The sequence below is a fragment of the Streptomyces sp. RP5T genome, assembly GCF_003933965.1.
Taxonomy (GTDB): domain Bacteria; phylum Actinomycetota; class Actinomycetes; order Streptomycetales; family Streptomycetaceae; genus Streptomyces.
The window spans coordinates 1-12,211 of record NZ_RSAJ01000243.1; the positions used below are offsets into that span (position 1 = coordinate 1).

At 71.3% G+C, this 12,211-nt stretch carries 12 protein-coding genes; 9 read left to right on the forward strand and 3 right to left on the reverse strand.

Translation table 11 applies throughout. From position 1 onward, the window contains the following. The 3 genes from EHS43_RS23930 to EHS43_RS23940 form a co-directional block, all read left to right on the forward strand. On the forward strand, positions 1–714 hold a 714-nt coding region (locus EHS43_RS23930; protein ID WP_148104085.1), incomplete at its 5' end, for an FUSC family protein. After that, the gene (locus EHS43_RS23935; RefSeq protein ID WP_125192828.1) at positions 711–1,250 is read left to right on the forward strand and encodes a MarR family winged helix-turn-helix transcriptional regulator; all 540 of its coding nucleotides are present in this window, start codon (positions 711–713) and stop codon (positions 1,248–1,250) included. The genes EHS43_RS23930 and EHS43_RS23935, both read left to right, overlap by 4 nt. 124 nt (positions 1,251–1,374) lie before the next feature. Then, positions 1,375–3,969, forward strand: a complete 2,595-nt coding sequence (locus EHS43_RS23940) for a cellulosome protein (protein ID WP_125192829.1) — start codon at positions 1,375–1,377, stop codon at positions 3,967–3,969. 53 nt (positions 3,970–4,022) lie between these two features. Here EHS43_RS23940 and EHS43_RS23945 read toward each other — a convergent pair whose 3' ends face one another. Together EHS43_RS23945 and EHS43_RS23950 are read right to left on the reverse strand one after the other, a co-directional pair. Beyond that, on the reverse strand, positions 4,023–5,345 hold the full coding sequence (locus tag EHS43_RS23945) for a diacylglycerol kinase family protein (RefSeq protein ID WP_125192830.1): 1,323 nt from the start codon (positions 5,343–5,345) through the stop codon (positions 4,023–4,025). A gap of 107 nt (positions 5,346–5,452) precedes the next feature. Then, positions 5,453–5,845, reverse strand: a complete 393-nt coding sequence (locus EHS43_RS23950; protein WP_037707591.1) for a VOC family protein — start codon at positions 5,843–5,845, stop codon at positions 5,453–5,455. 71 nt (positions 5,846–5,916) lie between these two features. Between EHS43_RS23950 and EHS43_RS23955 the strand changes: the two genes are divergently transcribed. Continuing rightward, complete coding sequence (locus tag EHS43_RS23955; protein WP_125192831.1) at positions 5,917–6,453, forward strand: GNAT family N-acetyltransferase; 537 nt, start codon at positions 5,917–5,919, stop codon at positions 6,451–6,453. Positions 6,454–6,486: 33 nt separating this feature from the next. Here EHS43_RS23955 and EHS43_RS23960 read toward each other — a convergent pair whose 3' ends face one another. Next, positions 6,487–7,170, reverse strand: coding sequence for a glycerophosphodiester phosphodiesterase family protein (locus tag EHS43_RS23960; protein WP_125192832.1), 684 nt, complete (start codon positions 7,168–7,170; stop codon positions 6,487–6,489). A 271-nt stretch (positions 7,171–7,441) separates the two neighbouring features. On the opposite strand from EHS43_RS23960, the gene EHS43_RS23965 reads away from it, so the two are divergent. The 5 genes from EHS43_RS23965 to EHS43_RS23985 all read left to right on the forward strand — a co-directional run bounded on the left by EHS43_RS23965 (position 7,442) and on the right by EHS43_RS23985 (position 11,897). Continuing rightward, positions 7,442–8,839 (forward strand): DUF6421 family protein, encoded by a 1,398-nt coding sequence (locus EHS43_RS23965; RefSeq protein WP_125192833.1) that lies wholly within the window; start codon positions 7,442–7,444, stop codon positions 8,837–8,839. A gap of 35 nt (positions 8,840–8,874) precedes the next feature. Then, complete coding sequence (locus tag EHS43_RS23970; RefSeq protein WP_125192834.1) at positions 8,875–9,624, forward strand: SDR family oxidoreductase; 750 nt, start codon at positions 8,875–8,877, stop codon at positions 9,622–9,624. Continuing rightward, positions 9,621–10,691, forward strand: a complete 1,071-nt coding sequence (locus tag EHS43_RS23975) for a low specificity L-threonine aldolase (RefSeq protein ID WP_125192835.1) — start codon at positions 9,621–9,623, stop codon at positions 10,689–10,691. The genes EHS43_RS23970 and EHS43_RS23975 overlap by 4 nt, the downstream gene beginning before the upstream one ends. Positions 10,692–10,741: 50 nt before the next feature. Then, positions 10,742–11,254: a GNAT family N-acetyltransferase gene (locus tag EHS43_RS23980; RefSeq protein ID WP_125192836.1), complete on the forward strand. Its 513-nt coding sequence runs from the start codon at positions 10,742–10,744 to the stop codon at positions 11,252–11,254. A gap of 61 nt (positions 11,255–11,315) precedes the next feature. Next, complete coding sequence (locus EHS43_RS23985) at positions 11,316–11,897, forward strand: transglutaminase family protein (protein WP_125192837.1); 582 nt, start codon at positions 11,316–11,318, stop codon at positions 11,895–11,897. The last annotated feature ends 314 nt before the right edge of the window (positions 11,898–12,211 follow it).

Sequence of the window (12,211 nt, forward strand, 5' to 3'; positions counted from 1 at the left end):
GTCGTACGCACCGCCCTGGGCTGCGCGCTCGCCGGATACGTCTCCCTCGCGCTCGGCGTCGGCCGCCCCTACTGGGCGCTGGTCACCGCGGCCTCGCTCTACCAGGCCAACGTCACCCTCACCTGGAGCCGGGGCGTCCAGCGGGTCGTCGGCAACCTCGTCGGGGTGCTGGTGTTCGCCGCCGTCGTCCCGCTCGCCCACCTCGGGCCCGCCGCGCTCGTCCTGTGCTGCCTCGCCCTCAACTTCGGCGCCGAGGCGCTCATCGCCCGCAACTACTGGCTCGGCAGCGTCTGCGTGACCCCCATGGCCCTGCTCATCACCGAGTTCGCCGGATACCAGGAGCCCGGCCGGCTGATCACCGAGCGGGTCCTGGACACCCTCGTCGGGGCGCTCGTCGGGTTCGTCGCCGCGGTCGCCGTCACCAACCGGCGCGCTGGCGACCGTGTCGAGCGGTCGCTGGCCGCCGTGGAGCGCGCCAGGGAACACACCGCCCGCCTCCTGGCCGAGCCGCACCCCGCGCCCGGCGCGCTCGACTCCGCCCGCCGCGCCCTCGCCGCCGCCCTCGTCGACCTGAGGGCCTGCGTCGAGGCCGCGTCCGGCGAATGGTGGCAGCGCGCCCTGCCCCAGGAGAGGGTCGTGCGCACCGAGCGGGCCGCACACCGTACGCTCGCCGCGACGATCCGGCACCACAGAGCGGAGGGCGCACGCCCATGACGGCACCGAACGGACGACCGGCGGACCCGGCGAGGCACGACACCGTCGCCGCCGTCGTCCGGCAGTGGCAGACCGTCCACCCGGGCCTCGACACCGGCCCCATGGAGATCATCGGCCGCGTCAACCGCTGCGCCGCCCTCCTCCAGCAGGCCGAGGACGCCCCCCTGCGCCGGGCCGGTCTCAGCCGGCCCGAGTTCGACCTGCTGGGCGCCCTGCGCCGCACCGGCCACGAGCTCACCCCCGGCGACCTGGCCCGGGAGACCTTCTCCTCCGGGGCCGCCGTCACCAAGCGCCTCAAGCAGCTCACCGAACGCGGTCTGGTGGAGCGCCGGGGCGACACCCGCGACCGGCGCGTCGCCCACGTCCGGCTCACCGAGGCCGGCCGGGAGCTGGTCGACGGCATCCTGCCCGAGCAACTGGCCTACGAGACGGCCGTGCTGTCGGTCCTGACCCCAGAGGCGCGGGACGAACTCGCCACCCGGCTGGGAGAGCTGCTCGGCCGACTGGAGGGCAGCCTCGGCGTGCTGCGCGCCTGACGCTCCGACCTGCGGTTTCGCAAGTTTCGAAGCCCGCCGCCTGTTGACGCGGTCCACCCGCGCTTCCTACGTTCGTCCAGGTCGGTGCGGATCATCGACTGTCGTACGGGATGTCGGACGAAGGATGGATGCCGTGGCTGCCGAAGGCCCCGCCCCCGAGAAGCTCACCATCGACCTCGGCACCGAGACCGGCCCCTTCCACGGGGGAGCGAGCGGCACGCTCTACGGACTCTACGGCGACGGAGTGCCCAGCCGTGTCGTGGTCGAGGGCATGTACCCGCGGACGGTGACGACCAAGGCCCAGGACGGCACCCAGCACCCGGGCGGCGACGCCCTGGAGATCCTGGCGCCCTTCGTCGCGGCGGGCGGCAAGGACGTGTACGTCTACCTGCCCGACTTCTACCGGGGTTTTCCCTACGAGTGGCCGGGTGCCACCGGTGAGGAGCGGCTCGCCGGGCACCTGGACGTGATCCGCCGCCAGGTCGAACAGGTGCTGACCCTGGGGGAGTTGAGGTCACACGTGGTGTACGTGCCGTTCAACGAGCCCGAGGGCAACATGTTCGGCGAGGGGGAGTGGAGCTACGACCGGGTCGACTGGCGGACCGAACCGGCCCCCTACTTCGCCGCCTGGGAGGCCGCCCACCGCCTCATCAAGGGCCTCGACCCGGACGCCCGCGTGGCCGGCCCCAACACCTGTGTGCTGTACCCCGAGGTCAGGGGCTTCCTGGAGTTCGCGAAGTCGCACGACGTCCTGCCCGACATCGTCACCTGGCACGAGCTGTCCTCGCCCGCCGAGGTCCGCACCAACATCGCCAAGTACCGTGAGCTGGAGCGGGAGTTGGGCATCGGCCCGCTGCCCGTCAACATCAACGAGTACGCGCACAACTACCACGTCTCCGTCCCGGGCCAGATGATCCAGTGGATCGCCGCGATCGAGGAGTCGAAGGTCGACGCCGACCTCGCCTACTGGAACATCGCCGGCAACCTCAACGACTCGGCGGTGGAGGCGAACAAGGCCAACGGCCAGTGGTGGCTGTACAACGCCTACGGGCAGCTGACCGGGAACACCGTCCGGGTCGTCGCCCCGCACCCCAACGTGCAGTACACGCTGCAGGGCATTGCCACCCTCGACCGGGACAAGCGCCAGGCCAGGGCGCTGTTCGGGGGTGCGGGCGGCACGGCGGACATCGAGTTCGACGGCGTGGACGCGGAGGTGTTCGGGACCGTGGTCCACGCGCGGCTCGTGGAGATCCGCTGGACCGGACAAGTGGGTTCGAGCGCACCGCCGTTGCGACTGCGGGACGAGGAACTCCCGGTGCGCGAGGGCAAGGTGACGCTGACCCTGACCAACCTCGACGCGATGTCCGCCTACCAGCTGATCCTCTCGCCGGGCGGCAACGGAGCCGCCGCCGTGCCGCCCGCGGTGCGCTGGAGGCGGACGTACGAGGCCGAGGACGCGGACTACACGGGCGGCGGTTACGCGAAGAACGGACCCGAGGGATCGCCGTCCGCCGTCGACCGGTTCGCCACCTCCGGCGGCTACCACGTGGGCGGGCTGCGCACCGGCTCCGACGGCGTGCTCGCCTTCGACATCGAGGTCCCGCAGGACGGGACGTACGACCTGGTGCTGTTCGCGGGCTCCCACAACCTCGCCGAACCGGTGCGCGAGCAGGGGCCCACCAACGTCTTCCTGCGCGTGGACGGCGAGGACCCGCGCGAACTGCGGCTGCCCCTCGGCTACAAGCCTGCGGTGTGGGGGCACACCGACACCCGGGTGGAGCTGACCGCGGGCCGCCACCGGGTCACCCTCGCGGCCCAGGACCCCGACCTCGGGGTCACCAAGGGCGACGCGGCCGTCGACAAGCTCGACGTCGTACTGCGGGCGGAGGACGAAACCGCCCTGTACGACGCCGAGTTCGCCGACCTCGGCGGCGGCGCTCGGGTCAGCCACGCGCACCTCGGTGCCTCGGGGCCCGCGGTCGCCGTGCTCCCGCGGGGCGGCACGGTCACCTTCTGGGCGTACGCGGACGACGACGGCGAGGCCTCCGTGACCGTCGATGTGCTCGGGCCCGGCGAGGGCGTGCTGAGCGTCAACGGCGAGCAGGTCGCACGCGTCGAGCGCGGCGCCGTACCGCTCTTCCTCGCCGGGGGCGTCAACAAGGTCACGGTCACCGGGACTTCGGACCGGCTCATCGTCGACCGGCTGCGGGTCGGCCCTTCGCGCGGCCTGCTGCCCAGCACCACGTACGCCGCCGAGGAAGGCGTCATGACCGGCGCGGCGAGGGTGAGCGGACACCCGTACGCCACGGGCGGCAAGGCGGTCGACGGGGTCGGCGCCGGATCCGCGAACGCGCTCACCCTCACCGTCACGGCGGCCCGCGCCGGACGCCATGCGCTGACGATCCGCTACTCCAACGGCGAGCAGCCGCCGTCCACCCACTACAACCCGGACCCGGTCTGCCGCCACGCCGACATCTGCGTCAACGGCGCCCCGGCGCACCGCGTCCTGTTCCCCACCACCTTCCACTTCAACAACTTCTGGAACCTGTCCCTGCCGGTCACCCTGCGCCCCGGCCTCAACACGCTCACCTTCACCGCCGACGAACTCCCCGACTTCGCCGGCTACACCAGGAACGAGTTCGGCGTGCGTTCCGCCCACGCCCCCGTGATCGACCAGGTCACGGTGACACCGCTCGCCCCCGAGGACGTCCCGGTCTGACCCGGGACACCGGAGGGACGAGCCCTGAGCCCGGCGGTGCGGCCCGCCCCGGGCTACCCCCGTCGGGCCGGTGCCGCCAGCTTGCGCAAGCGGCGCCAGTTCAGGCGGGGGTGGCTCGCCGGGACGCCCGGTCGTTTCCGCGGGACGCGTACCCGCAGCACCCCGGGGGCGATACGGCAGTGGACCGGGGTGGGCAGCACCAGGGCCTCGCCGTCGATGCCGACCTCGATCTCCGGACGGTCGGCGTCGACGACCACCTCCGGCGCGGACAGCACCGCGAGACCCTCCGGATCGGGGTCGAGCAGCAGCGCCGCCGCCTCGGCCGCGCTGTCCACCCGGACCCCGAGGACGCCGAGCAGCCCGGAGTCGAGCCGCTCGCGGCGGCCGAGGCCCACGGGGTCGCCGGTGCGGTAGGCGTTGTTGCTGACCAGCACGGCCTGCGGCCCGTCGATCGTGGTCGCGTCGATGCGCGCGGTCAGATGCGGGCCGCGCTGACGGGTGAGCAGATCGGGCAGGAGCTCCAGAGTGGTGCCGATCTTGTCGTCGCGGTAGGCGGGACTCTGGACGACCGCCGCGTACGCGCCGAACGAGGCGTTGTTGACGAACGGGCGGTCTGCCACGAAGCCGAGGTCCACCCGGAGTTCGACCCCGTCGGTGAGCGCGTCGAGGCAGGCCGCGGGGTCGGTGCGGTCGAGGCCGAGATCCATGGCGAAGTGGTTGCGGGTACCGGCGGAGATGACGAGGAAGGGCAGGTCGTGTTCCGCGGCGACGGCGGCGACCAGCGCCTGGGTGCCGTCGCCGCCCGCGACGCCCAGCAGGTCCGCGCCCTCCGCGACGGCCGCCCGGGCCAGCGCGGTCACGTCCTGGTGCTCCCGAGGGTCGAGCAACACCACGCGCGCGCCGAGGCGTTCGGCCTTCTCCCGCAGCCGGAACTGCTCGACCTTCCCGCCCCCGGAACGCGGGTTCATGATCAGGACGGGCCGCCGCACGGACCGCGCCCGGTGCTCCTTCATACGCTTCGGACGGGTGCCGGCGCTGCGCAGCGCGTACCGCCCGCTCCACACGGCCAGGCTCCACAGCACCGGCGTCAGCAGGAGCACCCACCCCAGGGTGACCACGAAGAGGACGAGGACGAGGGCGGGGGTGAGGACCGCGAGCCCCGCGGCCAGCCAGCGCTCCGGTCCGCGCCGGGTCAGCGTCCACCACACCGCCGCCGCCGTGACGGCGGCGCCCGCGAGCCCGGCCGCCAGCAGCAGAACGCCACCGAGACCGCCGTGGGCGAGGGGGAGCAGCACCGCGAGGGCGGCCGACGCCAGGGACGTCCTGGCGGCCCAGCGCTGTCGGCGCCAGGCCGGGGCGTCCAGGTCCACGCTCATGTGCTCCTCCACTGCTCGGCGCCCTTCGGCCGCGGCGGTCGGCGGAGCATATCCAAGTCGTGGGAACAGCCGGTGACATGGCTGCCACCGGCCGGCGAGGACCCTGCTCAGATGCCGGGCCGGTACCGGATCGGATGGTCCGCCGGCACCTCCACCAGCACGATCGGTGTGCCGTCCGGGTCCGCCACCCACATCTCGACCAGGCCCCAGGGCTCCCGCACCGGCGGCCGCACGATCTCGACGCCCTTGGCCAGCAGTTCCTCGTGCGCCGCGGTGACGTCCGCGACCTGGAGCCACAGCCGCACGTCCGCGGCCGGGGGAGCCTCGGAGCGTCCCGAGAGCTCCAGGAAACCGCCGCCCAGGAAGTACACGGTGCCCCGCTCCGGCCCCGTACCGAACTCGCGGTACACCGCGAGGCCCAGCTGGTCGCCGTAGAAGACGCGGGAACGCTCCGGATCCGTGGGCCGCAGCAGGACGCGGCCGCTCAGTACGTGCACCATGCGGGCGAGCCTATCCGGGGCGTTACCCTCGTCCCTGCCCGAGTCGTGCCCTTGAAGTGGAGATGTGCCCCATGGAGACCACCGCCGGCCTCACCTTCCGTGACGCCACCGACGCCGACGTGGACACGCTGGTCGCACTGGTCGAGTCGGCGTACCGCGGGGACGACAGCCGGGCCGGGTGGACCACCGAGGCGGACCTCCTGGAGGGGCAGCGGACGGACCAGGAGGGTGTGCTCGCGGTCATCAAGTCGCCCGACAGCCGCTTGCTGACGGTCGAGCGCGACGGGCGGGTCGTCGCCTGCTGCCAGCTCGAACACCGGGGCACCTACGCCTACTTCGGGATGTTCGCGGTCAGCCCCGCGCTCCAGGGCGGGGGACTCGGCAAGGTGATCATCGCGGAGGCGGAGCGGGCCGCCCGGGAGACCTGGGGCGTCACCGAGATGCACATGACCGTGATCTCCGTGCGCGAGGACCTCATCGCCTGGTACGAGCGGCGCGGCTACCGCCGTACGGGACAGATGACGCCCTTCCCGTACGGCGATGACCGCTTCGGCCTTCCGCAGCGCGACGATCTGCAGTTCGAGCTGCTGGTCAAGGCCCTGGTGTGACGTGCCCGTCGTGAGCCACGAGAGGCACGTGGCTCACGCCGTGAAGCGGCCGGTGCGCTTGATCTGCGGGTAGTCGGTCGTCGCGCCGTCCAGCTCCAGGGCCCGCACCAGGCGCAGATGGTCCTGGGTGTTCACCACCCAGCCGATGATCTTCAGATCCGCCTTGCGGGCCGCCTCCACGACCTCCAGGGTCAGCCGGCGGATGTTCAGGCAGACCGTCCCCGCTCCGGCCTCGACGGCCCGTTCCACGATGTCGGGGCCGAAGCGGCTGCCGATCAGTGCGGTCCGGACCCCGGGCACCAGACGGCCGATCTCCGCGATCGCCTCGTCGTGGAACGAGGACACCTCGACCCGGGCGGCCAGATTCCGGCGGAGCATGACCTCGGCGAGCGCGCGGGCCGCCGCGATGTCCTTGATCTCGGCCTGGAGCGGCGACCGTACGGCGTCCAGGACCTCCTCGAACACCGGGACGCGTTCCCCGCGGCCCGCGTCCAGGGCGCGCAGTTCGGTGAGGGTCTTCTCGGCGATCGGGCCGGTTCCGTCGGTCGTGCGGTCCACGTCGGTGTCGTGCATGACGACGAGGGCGCCGTCCTTGCTCAGATGCAGATCGAGTTCGATGACGTCGAGGCCGGCCTGCTGGGCGGCGACGAAGGAACGGAGGGTGTTCTCGGGCTCGGTGCCCATGACTCCGCGATGACCGATGGTAAGGAAGTTCAAGATTCAACTCGCTTCCGTCGACGGCGGCTCGGTGCAGAGCCGCAGCCTAACGGCTACGCCGTGTGATGGACCCGCGCGTACACGAGGGAACGCCGTCAGGGGCGGGGCGGCGAGATCAGATACCCGGAATCGCTGCGTTCATGGCGCCCGGCAGGAAAAAGTTCCGTGACCATTGGGATGCGCAGGATAACTTCCCGTGGTCGCTCTTGCTGGACGGAAGCTCGTATGTATACGGTCTTCATACGCGAGGTTCTCCCGTGGAGGATGGGACATGACGGAAATTCTTGTGCAGGCGGCTTCGGGGGACCTGGTTCCTCCCGTGACCAGGGTGGTGGAGCACCCGGCATGGCCGGTGCTCAAGGATGCCGTGGAGCGGATCCGGCCATGGCAGTCCAAGGACGGGTCGATCGACTTCGAGGCCGAGGGCGCCCCCGGGCGTGCCGACGCCGAAGGGGCTGTTGAGCGTGTCGTCGAGGCGGTGCAGGAGCTGTCGCCGCTGCTGCCGCACGACGCCGATTACCACGCCGCCCTGGTGAAGGACCTCAGGCGCTGGGCCGAGGGCGGCTTCGAGGTGCCGGACTTCCTCGACTCCCTGCTGGCCTTCCAGCCCGCCGCGAACCGCGTGGACGGCCTCCAGCACCTGGTCGTCTTCCCCATGTACACGCAGAACGGCAACCCCGACCGCAACCTGGAGGCGGTCGTGCTGCGTATGGTCTGGCCCGACTGGCTGGCCGAGCTGGAGCGCACCCGCTACGACAACCCGCTGTTCTGCGGCATCAAGTTCGAGGACTTCACGGCCGGCTACGACACCAACTCCGCCGTCCTCTTCCCTGAGACGATCGCCGTGCGCGAGGCGCCGGAACGTTTCTCCTGGGGTGGCATCTTCTGCGACCGCGAGGCCGCCCGCTTCCGCCGCGTCACCGACGCCGCCGTCGACATCCTGGGCCTTGAGCTGCCCGAGGACATCGCCGCGATGGTCCACGACCAGAAGCGCTGCGAGGAGGCCTTCGTCCTGTGGGACATGGTCCACGACCGCACCCACAGCCACGGCGACCTGCCCTTCGACCCGTTCATGATCAAGCAGCGCCAGCCGTTCTGGATGTACGGCCTGGAGGAGCTGCGCTGCGACCTGACCGCCTTCAAGGAGGCCGTCAAGCTCCAGGAGGACGGCGTCCCGCAGGCCCGTGACGTGCAGTACGCGGTCCTCTTCGACCGCATGTTCCGCTTCCCGGTCACCGGCGAGCGGGTGCGCAACTACGACGGCCTCGGCGGCCAGCTGCTCTTCGCCTACCTGCACAAGCACGACGTCGTCCGCTGGACCGACAACAAGCTGTTCATCGACTGGCAGCGCGCCCCCCAGGTCACCAACCAGCTGTGCGCCGAGATCGAGGACCTCTACCGGGCCGGCATCGACCGCCCGAAGCTGGTCCACTGGTTCGCCGCGTACGACCTGGTCTCCCAGTACCTCGCCCCGCACCCGGGATCCAAGTGGGCCAAGGGCCCCGACGCCCTCGACCTGTCCCTGCCGCCCCGGAAACTCGTCGATGACGTGCTTCCGGACGAGTTTCCGCTGAGCATGTTCTATGAGGCCCTCTCCAAGAAGCTCAAGAACGTGATCGCCTCCACGCGGGGCATCACGGCGGAGAGTGCCGAGCGGGTCGCCGCGTGAGCGACCGCACCACAACAGCTCAGGAGGCGAAGAACATGGCGGGGAACGGAGCTCTCAGCGGTGCGGTGATCGCGGTGGCCGGCGCGGGCGGACCCGCGGGCCGCGCGACGCTGCTGCGGCTGGCCGAGGCGGGCGCGACCGTCGTCGGCGCGGACAACGACCCGGAGCGGCTGGCGGAGGCCGTGGACGCGGCACGCTACGCCTCGGGCGGCGCGACCGTGACCGGCGAGCCGGTCGACCTGCTGGACCTGGACTCCACGCGGGACTGGGCCACGCACATCGAGAAGGACTTCGGCCGCGTCGACGGACTGGTCCACCTCGTCGGCGGCTGGCGCGGCAGCGAGACCTTCATCAAGTCGAGCCTGGACGACTGGGACTTCCTGGAACTGCTGCTCATCCGCACCGTGCAGCACACCTCCCTCGCGTTCTTCGAGGGCCTCCAGCGCAGCGAGCGCGGCCGTTACGTCCTGATCAGTGCCGCCGGTGCGACGAAGCCGAGCGCGGGCAACGCCTCGTACGCCGCCGCCAAGGCCGCCGCGGAGGCCTGGACGCTGGCTCTCGCCGACGCCTTCCGCAAGGCCGGGGGCGCCGACGGGCCGAAGTCCGCGGCTGCGATCCTGGTGGTGAAGGCACTGGTGCACGAGGCCATGCGCACCGAGCGTCCCCATGCGAAGTTCGCGGGCTTCACGGACGTCAGGGACCTCGCCGAGGCCATCGCCGGTGTCTGGGACAAGTCCGCCGCCGAAGTGAACGGAAAACGTCTGTGGCTCACCGAGACGCCGTGAACCCCCCGAAGACCGACGCCCGTCGCCATCACGACCCGGAGGTCCGCGGCTTCGCCAGCGACAACTACGCCGGGGCCCACCCGGAGGTGCTCGCCGCCCTGGCCCTGGCCAACGGCGGGCACCAGGTCGCGTACGGCGAGGACGACTACACCGAGAACCTCCAGCGGATCGTGCGCAGCCACTTCGGGGCCACGGCGGAGGCGTTCCCGGTCTTCAACGGCACCGGCGCCAACGTCGTCGCGCTCCAGGCGGTCACCGACCGCTGGGGCGCGGTGATCTGCGCCGAGAGCGCGCACATCAACGTGGACGAGGGCGGCGCCCCCGAGCGGATGGGCGGCCTGAAGCTGCTCACCGTGCCCACCCCCGACGGCAAGCTCACACCCGAGCTGATCGACCGGCAGGCGTACGGCTGGGACGACGAGCACCGCGCGATGCCGCAGGTGGTCTCGATCACCCAGTCCACGGAGCTCGGCACCCTCTACACCCCCGACGAGATCCGCGCGATCTGCGACCACGCCCACGCACACGGCATGAAGGTGCACCTGGACGGCTCCCGTATCTCCAACGCGGCCGCCTCCCTGAACGTCCCCATGCGGACGTTCACCAACGCGGTCGGGGTCGACATCCTCTCCCTCGGCGGGACGAAGAACGGCGCGCTGTTCGGCGAGGCGGTCGTGGTCATCAACCCGGACGCCGTCTCCCACATGAAGCACCTGCGCAAGCTGTCGATGCAGCTCGCCTCCAAGATGCGCTTCGTCTCGGTGCAGTTGGAGGCCCTGCTCGCCAAGGACCTGTGGCTGCGCAACGCCCGCCACGCCAACGAGATGGCCCAGCGGCTGGCGGAGGGCGTCCGTGCCGTCCACGGCGTGGAGATCCTCTACCCGGTCCAGGCCAACGGCGTCTTCGCCAAGCTCCCGCACGACGTGAGCGAGCGTCTCCAGAAGCGCTTCCGCTTCTACTTCTGGGACGAGACCGCGGGCGTGGTCCGCTGGATGTGCGCCTTCGACACCACCGAGGACGACGTGGACATGTTCGTGGCGGCGCTGAAGGAGGAGATGGCCCGCTAACGCCTGTCGCGGCGCGCCGGGCCGTGGTGCTCCTGTGCTTGCATGCCGGTGTGGACGAGACGCGGAGCAGGGTCCGGCAGAGGACCGATGACGATGTCCAGGCGTGTGTGCGCGTGCTGGCGCAGGTGCACCGGCACGACGGATATCCGGTCAACTGGCCTGCCCGGCCCGGTGAGTGGCTGACGCGGGCCACCGCGCTGGGCGACTGGGTCGCCGATCTGGACGGCCGGGTGGCCGGCCACGTCGGCCTCACCCGCAGCGCCGGGAGCGACCTGGCCCCGGCCTTGTGGGGCGAGCGCAACGGCACGAGTGCGGAGCGGGCCGCGGTGGTCGGCCGGCTGTTCGTGGCCCCCTGGGCCCGGGGACACGGGATCGGCGCCCTGCTGATGGAACGCGCGGTGGCGGAAGCACGGCACCACGGCCTGCACCCGGTGCTCGACGTCGTCGCGTCCGACACCGCGGCGACGGCCCTCTACGAACGACTGGGCTGGACGCGGCTCGCCACGGTCGAGCAGCGATGGAGCGCCTCCCAGGTGGTGACCGTCCATTGCTACGCCGCATAAATATGTGAGTGACGGTAAATTAATTGACTGCCGGGTGGTCGTCTTCCTAGGCTCTACAAGCATGGAGCTGATCCAGCACACCCCCGACCTCTCCGCCTACCTGGCCGCCAACGAGGTCATCGACCATGGCCACCCGACCGTCAGGGAGACAGCCGCCCGTCTCGCCGCCGAGGCGGTGGACTCGTATGACTATGCGCGGCTGGCCTTCGAGTACGTCCGCGACACCATTCCGCACTCCCATGACTCCGGTGACCTGCGCGTCACCTGGCGGGCCTCCGACGTCCTGGAACAGGGCACCGGCATCTGTTACGCCAAGGCCCACGCACTCACCGCGCTGCTGCGCGCCGAGGACATCCCGACGGCGCTCTGCTACCAGAGACTGGACGTCGTGCACGGTCTGGTCGCCGTGCGGTTCAACGGCGCCTGGCACCGTCAGGACCCCCGGGGCAACAAACCGGGGGTGGACGCCCAGTTCTCCCTCGCCGGCGAGCGGCTGGCCTTCACGCCCGCACCGGAGTCCGACGAGACGGACTACCCGGTTCTGTACGCCGAACCGCACCCGGCCGTCCTGAGCGTCCTCAAGGCCGCCCCGGACCGGCAGTACCTCTGGAGGACGCTCCCTGCCGCACTCCAGGACATCTGAAGGGGCCCGGCCACGCGGCTCGGTCCGGCGGATCGGGCCGACTCCAAGGAACGGCTCCTTGTCGGCGCAGGTGGGCGGCGTCTGGTGCGTCGGGCTACAAGGCAGAGGAGGGGGCCGGCGAGTGGCGACAACGCGGCAGATCGCCGTGCCAGGCCCCGCGACGTCGGCATGATCCGCCGGACAGGCGCTAGTAGTGCTTCGTTAGGTTCTGGTTCTGCTTGCGGTGAGAGGGCGGCCGCAGGTGCTGCAGGTGCCGGTCCAGCACCTCAGCAGGCCTTGGAGGGCGTCGAGGGTCTGGTAGAGGCTCGGGCCGG